Annotated in this window: 13 protein-coding genes; 7 read left to right on the top strand and 6 right to left on the bottom strand. The window is 64.2% G+C overall.

Annotated elements, in window-relative coordinates; translation table 11 throughout:
* Window positions 1-106 precede the first annotated feature (106 nt).
* On the top strand, window positions 107-817 hold the full coding sequence (locus O3298_RS28575) for a heavy metal response regulator transcription factor (RefSeq protein WP_305057632.1): 711 nt from the start codon (window positions 107-109) through the stop codon (window positions 815-817).
* Window positions 814-2,223, top strand: a complete 1,410-nt coding sequence (locus O3298_RS28580) for a heavy metal sensor histidine kinase (RefSeq protein WP_305057631.1) — start codon at window positions 814-816, stop codon at window positions 2,221-2,223. The genes O3298_RS28575 and O3298_RS28580 overlap by 4 nt, the downstream gene beginning before the upstream one ends.
* 96 nt (window positions 2,224-2,319) lie before the next feature.
* Here O3298_RS28580 and O3298_RS28585 read toward each other — a convergent pair whose 3' ends face one another.
* From O3298_RS28585 to O3298_RS28595, 3 genes are all read right to left on the bottom strand, one after another.
* Window positions 2,320-5,658 (bottom strand): DEAD/DEAH box helicase, encoded by a 3,339-nt coding sequence (locus O3298_RS28585; RefSeq protein ID WP_305061137.1) that lies wholly within the window; start codon window positions 5,656-5,658, stop codon window positions 2,320-2,322.
* A gap of 174 nt (window positions 5,659-5,832) precedes the next feature.
* Complete coding sequence (locus O3298_RS28590; RefSeq protein WP_305061138.1) at window positions 5,833-7,545, bottom strand: methyl-accepting chemotaxis protein; 1,713 nt, start codon at window positions 7,543-7,545, stop codon at window positions 5,833-5,835.
* A 207-nt stretch (window positions 7,546-7,752) separates the two neighbouring features.
* On the bottom strand, window positions 7,753-8,643 hold the full coding sequence (locus O3298_RS28595) for a LysR family transcriptional regulator (protein ID WP_305061139.1): 891 nt from the start codon (window positions 8,641-8,643) through the stop codon (window positions 7,753-7,755).
* Between the two features lie 124 nt (window positions 8,644-8,767).
* On the opposite strand from O3298_RS28595, the gene O3298_RS28600 reads away from it, so the two are divergent.
* Entirely contained in the window at window positions 8,768-9,949 is a 1,182-nt protein-coding gene (locus tag O3298_RS28600) for a serine hydrolase (protein WP_305061140.1), read from the top strand.
* On the top strand, window positions 9,946-11,136 hold the full coding sequence (locus tag O3298_RS28605) for an MFS transporter (RefSeq protein WP_305061141.1): 1,191 nt from the start codon (window positions 9,946-9,948) through the stop codon (window positions 11,134-11,136). Before O3298_RS28600 ends, O3298_RS28605 begins: the two co-directional genes overlap by 4 nt.
* On the opposite strand, the gene O3298_RS28610 is transcribed toward O3298_RS28605, so the two are convergent.
* From O3298_RS28610 to O3298_RS28620, 3 genes are all read right to left on the bottom strand, one after another.
* Window positions 11,101-11,646: a DinB family protein gene (locus O3298_RS28610; protein WP_289900498.1), complete on the bottom strand. Its 546-nt coding sequence runs from the start codon at window positions 11,644-11,646 to the stop codon at window positions 11,101-11,103. The two genes, O3298_RS28605 and O3298_RS28610, sit on opposite strands and share 36 nt — an antisense overlap.
* 31 nt (window positions 11,647-11,677) lie before the next feature.
* Window positions 11,678-12,277 (bottom strand): MarC family protein, encoded by a 600-nt coding sequence (locus O3298_RS28615; protein WP_077398149.1) that lies wholly within the window; start codon window positions 12,275-12,277, stop codon window positions 11,678-11,680.
* 116 nt (window positions 12,278-12,393) lie between these two features.
* Window positions 12,394-13,182 (bottom strand): helix-turn-helix transcriptional regulator, encoded by a 789-nt coding sequence (locus O3298_RS28620; protein ID WP_289919941.1) that lies wholly within the window; start codon window positions 13,180-13,182, stop codon window positions 12,394-12,396.
* Window positions 13,183-13,284: 102 nt separating this feature from the next.
* Between O3298_RS28620 and O3298_RS28625 the strand changes: the two genes are divergently transcribed.
* The 3 genes from O3298_RS28625 to O3298_RS28635 all read left to right on the top strand — a co-directional run bounded on the left by O3298_RS28625 (window position 13,285) and on the right by O3298_RS28635 (window position 17,941).
* Complete coding sequence (locus O3298_RS28625) at window positions 13,285-14,199, top strand: DMT family transporter (RefSeq protein WP_305061142.1); 915 nt, start codon at window positions 13,285-13,287, stop codon at window positions 14,197-14,199.
* A 41-nt stretch (window positions 14,200-14,240) separates the two neighbouring features.
* On the top strand, window positions 14,241-15,857 hold the full coding sequence (locus tag O3298_RS28630) for a toxin-antitoxin system YwqK family antitoxin (RefSeq protein WP_305061143.1): 1,617 nt from the start codon (window positions 14,241-14,243) through the stop codon (window positions 15,855-15,857).
* Window positions 15,858-16,207: 350 nt separating this feature from the next.
* The gene (locus O3298_RS28635; protein ID WP_305061144.1) at window positions 16,208-17,941 is read left to right on the top strand and encodes a methyl-accepting chemotaxis protein; all 1,734 of its coding nucleotides are present in this window, start codon (window positions 16,208-16,210) and stop codon (window positions 17,939-17,941) included.
* The last annotated feature ends 31 nt before the right edge of the window (window positions 17,942-17,972 follow it).

Here is a 17,972-nt window from a genome sequence, read left to right on the forward strand (position 1 = left end):
GGCCAGGCTTGCCCTACGCGAAGATGATCGCCGCATGACATTTTTATCATCCGCGGCGGCGTGCGTGCGGCGTAAAATGGTTTCATATTCCTATTAGAAAGCCGCCATGCGCATCCTGGTCATTGAAGACGAGCCGAAGACGGGCGACTATCTGCTGCGCGGCCTGGCCGAGTCCGGTTTCACGGTAAGCCTGGCGCGCAACGGCCGCGACGGCCTGCACATGGCCGGCAGCGAGGCGCCCGATCTGATCGTGCTCGACGTCATGCTGCCCATCATGGATGGCTGGCAAGTCTTGCGCGCGCTGCGGCTGCAGGAGGGCGGCGCGGATGTACCCGTGATTTTCCTCACGGCGCGCGACGAGGTGCAGGACCGCGTGAAAGGGCTGGAACTGGGCGCCGACGATTACCTGGTGAAACCGTTTGCCTTTGCCGAGCTGGTGGCGCGCATCCGCACCCTGTTGCGCCGGGGCCCGCCGCGCGAAGACGACGTGATCCGCATCGGCGACATGGAAATCGATGTGATGAAACGCAAGGTCAGCCGGCAAGGCCAGCGCATCACCCTGACGGCCAAGGAATTCGGCTTGCTGCATCTGCTGGCGCGGCGCCAGGGCGAAGTGCTGTCGCGCTCCATCATCGCTTCGCAAGTGTGGGATATCAATTTCGAGAGCGACACCAACGTCATCGACGCGGCCATCCGCCGCCTGCGCAGCAAGCTCGACGACCCCTTCGAACCCAAGCTGATCCACACCTTGCGGGGCATGGGCTATGTCTGTGAATTGCGCGCGCCGACCGTACCCGACAACGGCGCCGGCGCATGAAATTCTCGCAACTGCGCCGCTCGCTGACCCTGCGCGTCACGCTCGTGTTCGTGCTGATCGTGGCGCTCGTGTCGGCCGGGCTGGGCATGCATCTGTACCGTTCATTTGTGGCGGAAATCGAGCGCCGCGACGACATTTTATTGCTGGGAAAACTGCGGCAAATCCAGCAATTGCTGGGCAATGCGGGCACCCTGGACATCATCCGCGAACGGCCCCAGTATTTCCGCGACACCATGAGCGGGCAAGAGAATTCCCTGGTGCGCATCGTGCGCGCCGATGGCACGCGTTTGATCGATGTCAACCCGCACGGCGAGACAGTGGCGCATGCTGTTCCGGTGGCCGTCGATGTGCCCGTGACGGCCGGCGATATCGTCAGCTGGATCAGCCGCGACGGTTATCCGGCCAGGGTCGTGGCCGCCAGCGCGCGCATCGGAGAGCCGGCGCAGATGGCCGACATTTCCGTCGCCCGGGTCTATGGCGACCGCACGGCCATGTTTGCCGCCTACCGCTGGCAGATCGTCGTATCGGTGGCCGTCAGCGCGCTGGTGGCGGCCTTGCTGGCCAGCGTGATGTTGTTGCGGGGATTGCGGCCATTGCGCAATATCGCCGCGCATGCGGCCCTCGTGCGGCCGGGCAAGCTGGAGCAGCAACTCGATGCGCGCGGGGCGCCGACGGAGCTCTTGCCCTTGATCCAGGCGCTGAACGCCATGCTGGCGCGGTTGCAGGAAGGCTATGCGCGGCTGTCGCAGTTTTCCGCTGACCTGGCGCATGAATTCCGTACGCCCGTCACCAATCTGCTGGGGCAAAGCCAGGTCATGCTGGCCCGCCCCCGCAGTGCGCACGAGTATGAACAGCTGGTGTCGTCGAATGTGGAAGAGCTGGAACGGCTGTCGCGCATGATCGACAGCATGCTGTTCCTGGCGCGGGCGCAGCAGGATGAAATGGTGCTCGTCAAGCAAGTCCTGCCCGTGCAGGACGAGTTTTTAAGGCTGGCTGATTTCTTTGAAGGCTTGGCCGAAGAGCGCGAGCTGGCGCTGGCTTGCCACGGCAGCGGCGCGGTGACGGCCGAGCCGCAACTGCTGCGCCGCGCGCTGGGCAATTTGCTGTCGAACGCCATCCGCCATGCGGCGCCTGGCAGCACGATACTGCTGCGTTCGCACGCGACGAACGAGGGTGTGGAATTGAGCGTGAGCAACCTCGGCCCCGCCATCCCCGCGCGTCACCTGCCGCACCTGTTCGAGCGCTTCTACCGCGCCGACCCGGCCCGCAGCGATTCGGCCGCTTCCACAGGCTTAGGATTGGCCATCGTCACGGCCATCATGCAGCTGCATGGCGGCAGCGCGAGCGTGGCGTCCGACGCGGCCGCCACGACGTTTACCCTTGTTTTCCCCGTTGAGAACGCCTGATAAAACCGTAGCGAGCGCAAGAGAGGTTCGGCGCCCCCGAGGCAGTGAGCATCGGAGGCGGCAAACCGCGACGCGCAGCAGGTTTGCTCAGGTGTTTTACCCCATTTCCACCAAAAACTCATGCATGCCCGTATGCGGCAACTGCGCGCAGGCTGGCGCAAAGTGCGGCAACTGCCCCCACAGCAGTGGGTGGCCGACGATGTACACATGGTGTTGCGCGCGCGTCAGGGCCACGTTGAGCAGGTTCGGCGTGGCCGCAGCCCATTGCGCGGCGCCGGCCGTGCTGTCGTCGGCGCCGAGGACCAGCATCACCACGCTTTGTTCCTTGCCCTGGAAGGTGTGCACGGTGCCCACCATCTGGCTGCTCCACTGGCGCAATTCGCGCGCCGTCGGCGCCTTGCCATAGCCGAGGCGGCGGTCCCAGTCCATATCGACGATGCGCGAACGCAATTCGTTGCGCACGGCCTTGAACGGCGTGATCACATACATGTCCGGCAGCTTGCCGTCGCGGCGATACAGCTTCAACAGCACTTCCAGCACGAAATCGAGCTGTACGGGTACCACCTGCTTGTAGCTGACGGGGCCGACGGCGTCGATCCAGCGGCTCGGGCCACGCGTGAGGCCCCGTGCGCCGGCCGGCGGCGTGCGCTCGGCCAGCCCGTAGACCATCTTGTCTTCGTAGGCGATGCTGTTGGCCAGCGAAAACATCGGTTCCACGCAGCGGCGGTGCACGCGCAGGGGGCTGCCTATCCACAGCGGCTGTGCGCTGCCGGCGCCGACGACGGCGCCATAGCGGTTGGCCTTGTCGGCCAGGGTCTGCACGGACACGGACGTTGGCGCATAGCTGCCATCGCGCGTGTGCGGCGACAGGGCGGATAAGGTTTGCACGAGGCGGCCCGGCACCGTGAATACGGGTTCGATCTGCAGCGGGTCGCCCACGACGACGGCGCGCTTGGCGCGCCACAGGCTGCCCAGCGCCGCTTGCGGCACGGCCTGGCCCGCTTCATCGATGAACAGCCAGCCCAGCGATTCGGGACCCATGCCCTGGAACTGGCGCGCGAACGAGGCAAACGTGGTCGATACGACGGGCACCACCATGAACAGGCTGTGCCACACCATGGCGATGTGCGACTGGTCGTAGGCGCGCTTGTTTTTCAGCAATTTGGAGACGGCCAGCAAGTTGCCGCCAAAGCCGGGTCCGCCCTTCTTCGCCACTTCCGCCAGCCACGCTTCATGCAGGGCCAGGGCCTTGGCGAACAGGCGCGAGCGCAGGCGGGCCAGCGCCGGTTCATGCCACAGGCCGCCAATTTGCAGGGCATCGCCGTCCAGCTCGTCCAAGGTGGCCGGCGCGAGGATGGTGGGGAAGCGCATGCGCGCACGGCGCAGCAGTTCCGTGCTGTCATCCCATTCGCGCTGGCGCGATTGCGCCGTGCGCAGGGCGATGTGCAAGCTGTTGCGGGCGCGCTCGCACCGCGGCTCCAGTTCGCCCTTCAGCAGCAGCTTGATGGCGGACACGTCGCGCGCGGCCTGGCGTTGCGCTTCGGCATTGGCCACGACGGCATCCTTGTAGGCACGCGCCGGGGCCGTGCGGAACAGGCGGGCAAAGAAGCCGGGCTGCGTCAGCGCCACCAGGCGTTCCTCTTCCAGCAAATCCTTCTTGCTGGCGAGCAAGGTGTCCTGCTGCGTCAGCGCGCCGGACAGGGCGCCGTTGGCCGCATCCATTTCTTGTTCCGCGGCAATCAGCGCATGCTGGCTGGCCTCGATGAAATCGGCTTCCGTGCACGTGCCCACGGCTTGCCACAGGGCCGCGTATTGGGCGTGCTCGGCCAGGGCCTTTTCCACCACGTGTTCCGTTTCGCGAAATTCGCGCGCGGCCTGGGCGAAGCTCACGCCCTGGTAGCTGGCCAGCCATTGGCGGATATTCTGCGCGTTCGGCGTCTTGCGCGCCGTGCTCTTGTCCCAGTCGTCGTCATAGAAATTGCTGACGAAGCGGCGGCGGTTCGCGCTGTTGCCCAGCGCACAAGACATCAAACCCCATGGCGCTTCCGCCTCGCCCAGGGCGCGGTTGGCGCCATTGCCGTCCGCCACGACCCGGCGCGCCACGCTTTCGAAATAGCGCGTGCGCGCCCATTCCTTGCCCAGCTGCTTGGGTTTAGGTAAATCGCCGGAAATGTTTTCCACGGCCGCATTGTTTGACGAAGCGACGACCATTTCAAAGCCCGTCAGTTCCGGGCGCAAGCGGGCAATCGTGATGGGGTCGCGCACGCCTTCGAAGGCGACGGCTACCTTGCCGATGAAGGCGTCGCCGGCGCGGTCCAGGCAAGACAGTACGGCGGCGCGGCGCACGATGTTGTCAGCGAACAATTCACGCAACAAGGTCGTCTTGCCTGTGCCCGGCGGGCCGTTGACGGAAAAGATGCCCCGCTCGTGCAAGCCCGTGCGCGCGCCATGGATGGCGAACTGCTGCATCAGGCTCATGGCGTAGCTGGCGTCTTCCAGCCAGTGTCCGCGGTTCATGTTGGCCGGATTGAGCATGGCGGCCAGCGCCTGGCGTCCTGCCGGGCTGTACAGGTCGATGCGTTCATCCTGCGCCAGCGGCGTCAGGTAGGCGGCGACCGTCGCGGGCAGCTTGCTGCCACGCAATGCGCGGATGATCTGTTCCAGGTCATCCAGGTAAAAACTGTTGAGGATATCGATCGAGGGTTCCACCGCGTCGCCGAAGTCCAGCGTGCGGTTCTGGCTGGCCTCCAGCGTATCGGCGTCCGTCGCGGCCACGCGTTTCTTGCGCGTGCGCAATTCCAGCACGGCCAGCGGCTGGCCGGCGGACGGGCGGAAACCGGCCCAGTCCATCAGCAGGTCGGCCAGCGCGGCGATTTCCATGCCGGACAGGGGCGACGAGACATTGCCCGCCTCGTCCGTCACTGGCTGCGGCGCGCGGCTTGCCGCGAAGTTGCGCAGGCTGTCTTGCAGCGCCAGCTGGCTGTCGCTGAAGGCGTCCAGGCTCAGGCCGGACCAGTCCGGCGTGCGGGCGCGGCCCAGGGCCCACGGCAAGGTCGACACGGACACGGGATCGAACTGCGGCTCGCCCAGCGCATTGAGGTTCAGGCGGGCAAAGCACGAGCGTCCCAGCAGTTCTGTTTTTTCTGTTTCGGCAATGTTTTCCGGGCCGTTGGCCGGCGGACAAGCCTTGTTGATTTCGGCCTTGTCGAACACGCCGAGGAACAGGCTGAAGCCGTCGATCTCGCGGTCGGACGGCACTTGCCACTGCGTGGCGAACTGCGGCGGCAATTGCGCCAGCTGTTCGCGCTGCAGGAGGCGCACGGTGGACGGGTCTTCAACGTCCGTGATTTGATTCAGGTCAAACGGGATAAAGAATTCGATCTTGTGCCAATACTCCAGGATAGCCAGGAGGCGCTGCTGTTCTGCCTGATTCATGATGACCAATATTTTGTAAAGCGAGCGAGGATTGTAAAGCGTATGCGCGGTGCACGTTTTGCACTTTTGTCTATTGCGCGGGCTTTGCCGCAAAAAAAGTGGCGATTGCGGACGAAAAAAAGCCAGGCAGCAACTTCCTGCCTGGCTTTCCCGTGGTGAGGATGTTGCTATTGGTTAAAACTCTTCCCATTCGCTCTCGGCGCCGGCATTGCTGCGGCGTGCCGGCGCGGCCGCCACGGCCTTGCGCGCGGGCGCGGGCCGGGCTGCGGGAGGCGCGATTTTCGCCGTCGCTGGTGCCGCTGCGGTGCGTACCGGCGTCAACTTGGGTGCGCTGGCGACATGGTTGCCGGTTTTAAAGAAACCCACGACGTGGGCCAGCTCGCCCGCCTGTTCCTGCATGCTTTGCGAAGCGGCGGCCGCTTCTTCCACGAGGGCCGCGTTTTGCTGCGTCACTTCATCCATCTGGGCAATGGCCATGTTGATCTGTTCGATGCCGATGGTTTGCTCGTGCGTGGCGGAAGTAATCTCTCCCATGATGTCGGTCACGCGCACGATGCTATCGACGATGTCGCCCATGGTCTGGCCCGCTTCATTGACGAGGCGCGAACCCGTGTCCACGTTGGCGACGGACGCGGCGATCAATTCCTTGATTTCCTTGGCGGCCGAGGCCGAACGGTGGGCCAGGTTGCGCACTTCCGTGGCCACGACGGCGAAGCCGCGTCCCTGTTCGCCCGCGCGCGCCGCTTCCACGGCCGCGTTCAAGGCCAGGATGTTGGTCTGGAAGGCGATGCCGTCGATGACGCCGATGATGTCGACGATCTTGCGCGACGATGCATTGATGGTGCCCATGGTGTCGACTACTTGCGAAACGATGCTGCCGCCGCGCACGGCCACTTCCGATGCGCTTTTCGCCAGCTGGTTCGCCTGGCGCGCATTGTCCGCGTTCTGTTTCACGGTCGAGGTCAGCTCTTCCATGGCCGACGCCGTTTCTTCCAGCGAACTGGCTTGCTCTTCCGTGCGCGAGGACAGGTCGAGGTTGCCGGCGGCAATTTCGCTCGACGCCGTGGAAATCGCCTCCGTGCCGTGGCGCACTTGCGCCACCACGCCCAGCAAGCTCGTGTTCATGGCTTTCAGGGCGCCCAGCAGGCGGCCCGTTTCATCGCTGGAATTGACGACGATGTGCGACGACAAGTCGCCCGAGGCCACGGTTTCGGCCACGCTGACGGCCGCATTGATGGGCTGGGTGATCGAGCGCGTGATGATCCAGGCAACGAAGGCGCCCAGCAGCACGGCCACGCTGCCCAGGGCTATCATGGAAGCGCGCGCGCTCGTGCTCAGCGTTTCGGCGTCCGTCGCTGCCTGCGCCGCCTGCTGCGCTTCATACGCGACCAGGCTGTCGAGCGCTCCCAGCACGATCTTCAAGCTCGGTGCCGCCTGCTGCGTCAAAAAGGCGATCGCTTCTTCCGTCTGGCCTGCATTGCGCAGCTCGATGACCTTGTTGTTCAGCGGCGCGCCCGATTTCAGGGCCGCGTCCAGTTCGGCCATCAGCGCCGTTTCCTTGTCCGTCGAAATCTTCTTTTGCAGGGTTTCCTTGGCGGCGCCGTATTTCTTGCGCGCTTCGCCGATCTTCGCCAGTTCCGCCTGCACCAGCGCTTCCGTCGGCGCCACCACAATGCTCGTGATCGCCAAGGTAATGTTGCGCACGTTGTCGCTCATGGTATTGGCGGCCGCCATCTTGACGTTCTTGTCGGCCACGATGTCGTGCGTGCGCGCGCTCAGTTGCCCCATGGAATACAGGCCGACGAGCAAGACGGCCACCAGCAGGCCGAGGACGACAGCAAACCCGATCCCGAGCCGGGTGCCGATTTTGAATTGTGTGAGTGACATGATTGCTTTCGTGTTGCGGAAGTGAAGGAAAACGTCGACAGGCCAGGGCTACGGGTTTATACGTAAGGGCGACCAGCCTGTAATTGTTCCTCAAAATTCCGCACTGCAATACAAAAACTTGTATCAAGTCCCCGAAAAGTTTAAAAATTGGTAGCAAATTAAATAAGTTGTCGTGTGGAAACAACGAGCGCGGCGCCGGATGCGGACTCAGCTTTCCGGAAACACGTGCGTGGCCAGGAAGTCGATGAAGGCGCGCAGTTTCGGCGTCAGGTGGCGGCTGCTGGGCCACAGGATGCGAAAGGCCCCGTCGTGCCGGCGGTGCGCCTCCAGCACCGGCTGCAAGCGGCCGCTAGCGAGCGCCGCGCGCACGGCAAAGTCGGGCAGGGCGGCGATGCCCAGGCCGCTTTCGGCAAAGTGCAGCAGGGTCTCGACATTGTTGCAGTTCAGTAGCGCCGGCAAGCCGGCCGCGTGCAAGGCGGGCCATTCGGCCAAAGGCCAGGCCTCGACCTTGCCGCTGCTGGGAAACTTGTACAGCAAACAAGTGTGCTGCGCCAGGTCGGCGGGCAGCCCCGGCGTGCCGTTGCGCGCCAGATAGGCGGGCGCGGCCACCAGCTGCAGCTGGAACTGGCCCAGCTGGCGGCTCATCAACCGGCTGTCGGCGCTTTCGCCCGCGCGTACGACGGCGTCGTAGCCTTCCTCGATGACATCGACCCGGCGGTCGCTGAAATCGAGGTCGAGCTCCACCAGCGGATAGGCGCGCGCAAAGGCCGCCAGCACAGGATTGAGCAGGCTGCCCACTTGCGGCAGGCTGACGCGCAGCCGGCCTCGGGGCGCGCTTTTGCTGTTCGACAACTCCAGCTCGGCCGCCTCGACCTCGCCCAGGATACGCCGGCAGCGTTCGAGAAACACCGTGCCTTCGCTCGTCAGCGCGATGCTGCGCGTGCTGCGCTGAAACAGGCGCACGTCCAGGCGCTGTTCCAGCCGCGCGATGCTCTTGCCTACGGCCGAGGCGGAAATGCCCAGCACCCGGCCCGCCGCCACGAAACTGCGCGTTTCGGCCGCCTGCACGAAGGCCGTGAATCCCGCCAGGTTATCCATGTCGTTTCCGTTTCATTACCGTTGATTGCGGATGTCAGCGTCCGCACAGACAGAAACTATAGCCTGTTTTTCTTTGATCGCGCCTGGCTTACCTTGGCAGCCTGATCATTTGAAAGGCTCAGCCATGATGTACAACTTCTCTCCCGCGGCCATGTCCGCCCGCATTGATGCCTTGTTGGACCTTGTTTTGCAGCAGCAGCGCCTGGCGGGCGCCGTGGTGCTCGTGCGCCACCGTGGCCAGGACGTGTATCGCCGCGCGGCCGGCCACCTGGACCGCGAGGCGGGCACGCCCATGGTTGAGGACGCCATCTTCCGCCTGGCGTCCGTCAGCAAACCCATCGTCTCGACGGCCGCGCTGGCGCTGGTGGGGCAGCAGCGCCTGGGCCTGGACGACCTGGTGGCGCGCTGGCTGCCGTATTTTGCGCCGCGCCAGCCGGACGGCGCCGTGGCGGCGATGACCGTGCGCCACTTGCTCACGCACACGGCTGGCCTCGATTACGGCTTCTTCCAGCCGCCGGGCGGCGCGTATGCGCAGGCGGGGGTGTCGGATGGCATGGATGCGTCCCGTATTTCCCTGGAGGACAACCTGCGCCGCCTGGCTACCGTGCCGCTCGCGTATGCGCCGGGCGAGCGCTGGGGGTATTCGATCGCCACCGACGTGCTGGGCGCCGTGATCGAAGCGGTGACGGACTTGCCGCTGGCGCACGCCGTGGAATACCTGGTGACGGCGCCGCTGGCCATGCGCGACACGGGTTTTTTTACTGCGGACCCGGCGCGCCTGGCCGTCGCCTATGCGGACCGCGCAGCGGGAGAATCCCGGCCGCGCCGTTTGCTGGACGTGGGGGAAGACCATCTGCCGTTTCTCGATGGCATGGCAGGTTTTACCTTGTCGCCGGCCCGTGCCCGCGATGCGCACGCCTACCCGTCCGGCGGCGCCGGCATGGTCGGTTCCGCCCCCGACTTCATGTGCCTGCTGGAAACCTTGCGGCTGGGCGGCGCGCCGCTGTTGCCGCCGGCGCTGGCGCGCCAGATGGGCGAAAGCCAGACGGGGGATTTCGACTTGCCGTTCTGGCCCGGCCGCGGCTTCGGCCTGGGTTTTACCGTGCTGACGGACCCGCAACTGGCCGCCACGCCCGAGTCGGCTGGCAGCTGGCGCATGGGCGGCACGTATGGCCACTCGTGGTTTGTTGACCCCGCGCAAGAATTGTCCGTGGTGGCGTTCACGAATACGGCATTGGAGGGCATGGCGGGGCCGTTCGTGACGGAGCTGTGCCAGGCAGTGTATGGCGTGGAGCAGGGGCAATGACCCGCCCGCATCCCGTCGTCTTCCTCGCGCTGGGCTTGTTCGGCGTGTATTGCATCGAGTTTGGCGTGGTGGGTATCTTGCCGATGATCATGCAGCGCTATGCCGTGACGGCCGCGCAGGCGGGCTCGCTGGTGAGCCTGTTTGCCCTGGTGATCGCCGTGGGCGGCCCCTTCCTCGTGCTGCTGGCCACGCGCTGGCGCCGCAAGCGCGTGCTGATCGTTTCCCTGCTCGTGTTCGCGCTGGCCAGCGTGGCCTCGGCCTATGCGCCCCGCTTCGAACTGCTGCTGGCGCTGCGCATCGTGCCGGCCCTGTTCCATCCCGTGTATTTCTCGCTGGCCATGGTGGCGGCTGCCGCCCTGTATCCGCCACGCGATGCGGCGCGGGCCGGAGCGCATGCGTTCACGGGCACCAGCATGGGCATGGTGCTGGGGATTCCGCTCACCACCTGGATCGCTGCGCAATATGGTTACGAGGCATCGTTTCTTGCCTGCGCCCTCGTCAACGCCCTGGCCGCGCTGGGGCTGTGCCTGTTCTTGCCGGACACGCCGCGCGAGGCGCCGATGGCGTATGGCCGCCAGCTGGCCGTGCTGCGCAAACCCGCCTTGTGGCTCGCGATTGCCGCCGCCGTGCTGGTGTTTGCCGCCATGTTTGCCGTGTATGCGTATGCGGCCGCTTACCTGCAGCAGGTGGCGGGCTTGTCGGCGCGCCAGACGGGGCTGGCGCTGGTGGTGTTTGGCGTGGGCGGCGTGGCGGGCAATCTGTTCGCGGGGCGCCGGCTGGGCACGCATGTGCTGCGTACGGTCTTGCTGCAGCCACTGCTGCTGGGGCTGGCGTACTGGCTGCTGTACCGCCATGCGGGAGCTGGTCTCGGCTGGGCGCCGCTGGCCGTCTTGCTGCTGTTCTGGGGCGCGGCGCACACGAGCGGGCTGATCGTCACGCAAGTATGGCTCAGCAGCGAAGCGCGCGAGGCACCCGCGTTCGCCATCGGCGTGTATATCGCCGCCATCAACCTGGGCGTGACGGTGGGCGCGCTGGCGGGCGGCGTGGCCATCGCCCGCTACGGCATGCAGGGGGCGCTGGCGTGTGGCGGGCTGTTCGGTGCGCTGGCGCTGGGCTTGATCTTGCTCAAGGCGTGGCGCTACCGCCCATCGTCAGTCTTGAATATGGTTGGGGATGCGAAACAGTAGATCCGTGTCGCCGATGTCCACGCCCGCCTGCGACAGCAGGGTGCTGGCCTGGCCCCGGTGATGGGTCTGGTGATTGAAGAAATGCATGAGCAGGCTGAAAAATTCGCGCCGGTTCGGCCCCTTGCTGTTGCGGTAATCGAGCAGGTGGTCCAGGTCTTCTTCGCGGATGGAGGCGGCCCAGTCGACGATGAGCCGGTCCAGCCATTGCCGGTGCGCGTGCATGGCGGCAAAATCCTCGGCCGCGAACAGCGGGTGCGTGAGCGACGCGGGCGGCGTGATGGCACGGATGGGGTCGAGCAGGGGGAAGCCGGCCGGGTGCTTCGCATAGCGCTGCAGCCACAGGGTGTCGCCCACCATCACGTGGTTCAGGGTGGCCAGCAGGGAGCCGAAGAAGGCGCCCCGTTCGCGTTGCAGCTCTTCGGGCGGCAGGCTGGCCGCCGCCGCGTAGACCTTGGCATTCATCCACTGGTTGTAATCGGCCATCAGGCAAAGGTGGGCGCAACGGCTCATGCTGGACTCCTTCAGTGGATGAATGACTATGTTAAACGGATTTCAGGAACGCCCGTATGCCAGCGAGCAACATTTCAATGGCCATCGCCGTCAGGATCAAGCCCATCAGGCGCTCGAATGCCGTCATGACCCTTGGACCGAGCGCCCGCTGCAAGCGTTCCGCGCACAGGAAGACGGCCAGCCAGACGGCGGCCACGGCTGTCAAGCCCGCCACGTGGGCGATGACGTCGTTCATTTCATGCGAGGAAAACAGCAAGACGGTCGCCAGGGCCGACGGGCCGGCCAGCGCGGGGATGGCCAGCGGCACGATGAACGGTTCGCCGCCCATCTCGTGGTCGCTATTGCCGGCGTTGGGCTGTGGAAACACCATGCGCATGGCGATCAGGAACAGGATCACGCCGCCGCCGATGCGCAGCGCGACTTCCGACAATTGCAAGGCGTTCAGGAAATGGCGGCCGAAGAACATAAACAGCAGCAAGATGCCGAAGGCGATCATGCACTCGCGCACCACGACTTTCCAGCGCCGCTCGACCGGCACACGCTTGAGGGCATTGACGAACAGGGAAACGTTGCCGAACGGGTCGGTGACGAGCAAGAGCAGGATAAAAGTCTGGAAGAAATTCTGTGTCATGGTGGTGTGATTGAGGTCAACACCGCTGCCAGGATGGGCGCGGTGCGATAAGGCTTGCGATGATAACAAGAGCGGCGGCTATCGCCCATGATTATTGATGCATAGCAGCATTTTTTTTACGCAGCGATGACTTTTGCCTGGTAAAACGCGGTGGGCGTGGTGCCGAAATGCTTCCTGAACATGGCGGTGAACGCACTTTGGCTCGTGTAGCCATTGTCCATGGCCACGTCGATGACCTTGCTGCCGTGCGCCAATTGTTCCAGCGCCCGCAGCAAGCGCGCCTGCTGGCGCCACTGGCCAAAGCGCATGCCCGTCTGTTTCTGGAACAAGCGGTGCAGGCTGCGCTCGGTGATCGCCAATTCCTGCGCCCAATGCGCCACCGTCTGCTGCTCGCCCGGCTGCTCCATCAGCCGCGCGCAAATGCCGCGCAGGCGCGCATCGATGGGCAGCGGCAGGTACAGGGGCAGTACGGGCAGGCTGTCGAGCTCGTGCAACAGCAATTGCAGCAGATGCCAGTCGCGGCTGCCTTCCGTGAAATCGGGCGCGATGTCGACGGCCGCCACGATCAGTTGCCGCAGCAGGGGGCTGATGTCGAGCACGCAACTGTGGCGCGGCAGCAATGGCGAGCTGGCGCAATCGATGAAGACGGTGCGCATTTTCACGGCGCCGCTCATGCGCACCTGGTGCGCGATGCCGGGCTGCAGCCACACGCCGCGCGTGGGCGGCACCACCCAGCGTCCGCCCTGCGCTTCGATGGTCATCACGCCTTCGATGGCGTACAGCAATTGCGCATGCGTGTGGCGGTGCACGGAAATCACGTGGCCATGCGCATAGTCGACGGCCAGCGCCATGGCGCGCGCCGTGACGGGCAGCAATTCCTGAAACGCGGGCGAGGAACAATCCATGAAAGAGGGTCAGTTTTGCGACAGGTATGGACATCTTAGCGCGAGAAGGCGCCGCGCGCCTGCGGCATGATGGTTCCCCCGCAACTATTCCTGGAGTGACACATGCCCGTGCGCGCCTATCTGTACCCGTTCCTGGCCATGCTGCTGTGGGCCGGCAACGTCGTCGTCTCGAAGCTGGCCGCGTCCAGCATCGCCCCCACGGCCATCACTTTTTACCGCCTGGTGCTGGTCTTGCTGGTGATGACGCCGTTTATCGCCCGTCCCCTGTGGCGCAACCGCGCCGCCCTGCGCCGCCAGTGGTGGCAGCTGGCCCTGTGCGGCGTGATGTCGATGGCCCTGTTCCAGAGCCTGTCCTACCGCGCCGCCGAATCGACGACGGCGACGAATATGGCCATCGTCACGGCGTTGGCGCCCCTGATGACGGCCCTGCTCAGCGTGCTGCTGCTGGGCGAACGCCTGACGCTGGGCATGGCGGCCGGCGGCGTGCTGTCGTTTGGCGGCTTGCTGTACTTGGTGGGGCGCGGCGACGTGCTGGCCTTGCTGCAGCAGGGCGTGCATGCGGGCGATGCGCTGATGCTGCTGGCTTGCTTGATCTTCGCTTTGTACGGCGTGCTGCTGCGCCGCTGGCGTTTATCGATTCCCGCCTGGCAAGCCATTTATTGCCAGGCCTTGGCGGCGCTGGCGTGCATGCTGCCGCTGTTCCTGATGTTGCCGCCCGGCAGCGCCAGGCTGGACGCCACCACCTTGCCCCTGATCGGCTATGCGGGCATCGGTTCGTCCATCGTGCTGTCCTACCTGTGGATCGAAGGCGTAAAACTGCTGGGGCCGAACCGCTGCAGCATTTACGTCAACCTGCTGCCTTTGCTGACGGCCTTGCTGGCCATCGTCTGGTTGCACGAAAGCATGCATGTGTACCACCTGGTCGGCGGCGGGATTTCGCTGCTGGGCGTGCTGCTGGCGCAGACGGTGCAGCGGCCCCTGTGGCGCCAGCGTCCTCGCGTGTCCGGTCTTGCCTGAATGGCCATGCATAATGGCGGTTTTTCGGCAGTGGAGTTGACATGCGGCAAACATTTTGGATGAGCACAATGGCGGCGCTGCTGGCGCTGGGAAATGCGGCGCCGGCGCAGGCGGCGCGTTTCTATGAAGGCGTCCCCATGGCCACCGCCAAGGTTGTCGAGCGCCGCGATGGCGGCGTGGTGCTGGCTTTCCTGCGGGAAAACGGCGAAGTCAACGGCTACTATTGCCAGTGCAAGGGCATCAGCGACAAGCGCATGAACCTGGACAAGTATGGCAAGGCCAGCATCGCGGCCGTGTTCCAGGTCGACCTCGACAGCGAAGGCGAAACGACGTTCGTGCTTAGCCGCAGCGCTGGCAGTGGCGCGGCGTATGGTTTGCATGCTTACCGCTACGAATCCAGCGGCGGCAAGATGTTCAAGGTCGCCGCCCTGCAGCCCACCCTGGACGCCCTCGTGCGCGGCGCCAAGGTCATGGATGAAGCGCGGGTGCGCGCCGCGCTGGGCCGTTTGCAGCTGATCGACTACAGCATCGATTACGCGCCCACGGGCGTGGCCGAATTCGACGCCATCGAGCATGGCCATGGCACCCTGGTCGGCTATTTCAATATCGATGGCGAGTTATTGCCCGGCAAGCCGGCCGATAAGCCCGCGTTTGCCTATAAAAAGACTTTCCAGGAGAAAGACGGTCATTTCCTCACGGTCACCTATCTGCTGGGCAAGGGCTGGCAAGGGGGGCGCGCGCCCAGTTATCACGCCAAGTGGATCACCTGGGAAACGCAACCGCAGCATTTTGCCGCCAGCCAGGATGGCGTATTTATCGAATATGACGTGAATTGCTGCGTGGGCAGCGTGTTTGCCCGCGGCCAGTATGCGCACGGCAAGCGTACCGGCGTATGGCACTACGAAGAGCCGAACACCATCCGCTCGTCTGGCGCCTTTGTCGACGACAAAGCGGAAGGACCATGGACGTATGAAAGCGGCGATGAAACGACGACGGGACAGATGCTCAAGGGCCAGCGCACGGGCCGTTGGGAAGTGAGTCCTGGCGTAGCCGAATGGCGCGAAGCGGACATGCACAGCTTCACCGGTTACGACCATTTCGTGAAAGATCGCCTGGACGGCCCCAGCGAGCGCCGCATCGATGGTGTGGTGCAATGGCAGGGCAACTATGTGAACGGCAAGAAGCAGGGCCAGTGGGTCGAACCTGGCGGTGGCGGCCGTTATGTCGACGACGTCAAGCAGGGGCCGTGGAAGAAGGCGACGCCGGACGGCGGCTGGCAAGTGCTGACCATGCTCGATGGCAAACCGGAAGGCAAGCTGGAACAATACGGGGCCGATGGCCAGCTGGAACTGGTCGAACATTACCGCCTGGGCAAGCTGGAAGGGCCGATGGAGAGTTTTTATCCGGATGGCAAGCGGCGCTACCAGGGGGCGTTTGTCGACGGCGAGCGCGATGGCGCGGAAACCCTGTTTTATCCCGATGGCGAATTGCCGCAATTTCACCGCAACTGGCAGCAGGGCGTGTTGCATGGCGTCAACATCGAGAATTTCCAGAACGGAAAACCGAAGCAGATCGGCGCCTACAACATGGGCAGGAAAACGGGCCGCTTCCAGTATTTCCGCGACGATGGCCAGCTGATCGAAGAAACCATGTATTAACTTGCTGACTAGCATAAATGGCATTCCGCCGCGACCGCGCACGACAGCGGAATGCCAGTTCTGCGCAAAAAACATCATCCACTTGTTACAAATCGTGAAAATCCATGCTGGATGTTGCTACTGGTAATCTTTCCCTGTATCTTGCAGTCAGGAAATTAAAAGTACGGGAAACCTCAACCTCGTTGCCCTGTATTGCACTCCTGACGATATGCGCGGGCCGCCTTCCCCCCTGCTGCCGCACACGCCGTATCGACCTGTCCTGAACAATTCACGTGACCCGCCCATCTGGCGTTTGCCGCTATCTCGTCCGGCATGCGCAGGCATGGTTGCGCCCTTACCAAGGAAACTGCATGTTGTCGAACATAACAATAAAAATGCGCCTGATCGCCACCATGAGTGTGCTGGGCTTGCTGATCGCCGTACTGGGCGTCATGAGTATCATCAGCCTGAAATCGGCCAACAACAGCCTCAACGAGGTCTACAGCAATCAGCTGGCATCGACGCAAGCGATCGGGGAATCGCAAATTGCCCTGGGCCGCGCCCGTTTCACGATGGATCGCGTGATGGTGCACCCGGATGCGCCGGATGCCAAGGAGACCCTGGCCCGCGCGGAACAATTCCTGGAAGCGTCCAACAAGGCCTGGAAGGTGTACCTGGGCTTGCCGCAAAGCGCGGATGAAAAGCGCCTGTCTGACGACATGGACAAGAAGCGCAGCGACTACATGAACAATGGCGTGCTGGCCATGAGCAAGGCTTTGCGTGAGGGTAACATCGAGCAAGCCGACGGCATGATGATGAAGGGGCTGACGCCGCTGTATCGTACCCTGGACCAGGCTGCCGAAACATTGACCCAATACCAAGCCACTTCGGCCGCCGCGATGTATGCGGAAAGCCAGTCCAGCTACCACACGCAGGTGACCATGGCCATCGGCGGCATGATCGTCGGCGCCTTGCTGACCATCATTTCCAGCATCCTGCTGCTGCGCGCCATCTTTGGCCCGCTGGACCAGGCCCTGCGCCATTTCGGCGCCATTTCCGACGGTAACCTGGCCAACGACATCGTCATCACGCGCCACGACGAGATGGGCGCTTTGCTGACGGGCTTGCAGAAAATGCAGGAACGCCTGTCGAGCACCGTGCGCGGCGTGCGCGACGGCAGCGGCGCCATCGCCACGGCCAGCAATGAAATCGCTTCGGGCAACCTGGATTTGTCGAGCCGCACGGAACAGCAAGCGTCGAGCCTGGAAGAAACGGCATCCTCGCTGGAAGAGCTGACTTCGACCGTCAAGCAGAATTCCGACAATGCGCGCCAGGCGAACCAGCTGGCCGTCTCCGCATCGGACGTGGCCGTCAAGGGTGGCGCACTGGTGGCGCAAGTGGTCGATACCATGGGCACCATCAGCGAATCGTCGAAAAAGATCGCCGACATCATCGGCGTGATCGATGGCATCGCCTTCCAGACGAATATCCTGGCCTTGAACGCGGCCGTGGAAGCGGCCCGTGCCGGCGAGCAAGGCCGTGGCTTTGCCGTCGTCGCCACGGAAGTGCGCAACCTGGCGCACCGCTCGGCCAGCGCCGCCAAGGATATTAAAGTGCTCATCGAAGCGTCGGTGCAGAACGTGGGCGCCGGCAGCGCGCTCGTCAGCCAGACGGGCACGACGATGGATGAAATCGTCTCCAGCATCCGCCGTGTGACGGACATCATGGGCGAAATCAGCGCCGCCGGCCGCGAGCAGGAACTGGGCATTGGCCAGATCAATCAAGCCGTGGCGGAAATGGATACCGTGACGCAACAGAATGCGGCGCTGGTGGAAGAAGCGGCGGCGGCCTCGGAATCGATGCAGGAGCAGGCGGCGGCGCTGGCCGAAATGGTCAGCATTTTCAAGCTCGACGCCAACCATAGCGGTCCGGCAGCGGCCAAGCCTGCCTTGCGCAAGCCTGTCGTGGCCGCCGCCAGCACGGCCTTGAAACGCCCGGCGCTGCGCCTGGCGCCGGCCGGTGCCGCTGCCGCACCGGCCGCTGCCGCCAAACCGCGTCCGGCCAAGCCTGCCGCAGACAACAGCGGCGAGTGGGAAGAGTTTTAACAACACCTAAAAACCTACTGCGCGTCGCAAT

Origin of the sequence: Janthinobacterium sp. SUN137, from assembly GCF_030587265.1 — a bacterium.
In the GTDB taxonomy this organism is placed as follows: domain Bacteria; phylum Pseudomonadota; class Gammaproteobacteria; order Burkholderiales; family Burkholderiaceae_D; genus Janthinobacterium; species Janthinobacterium kumbetense.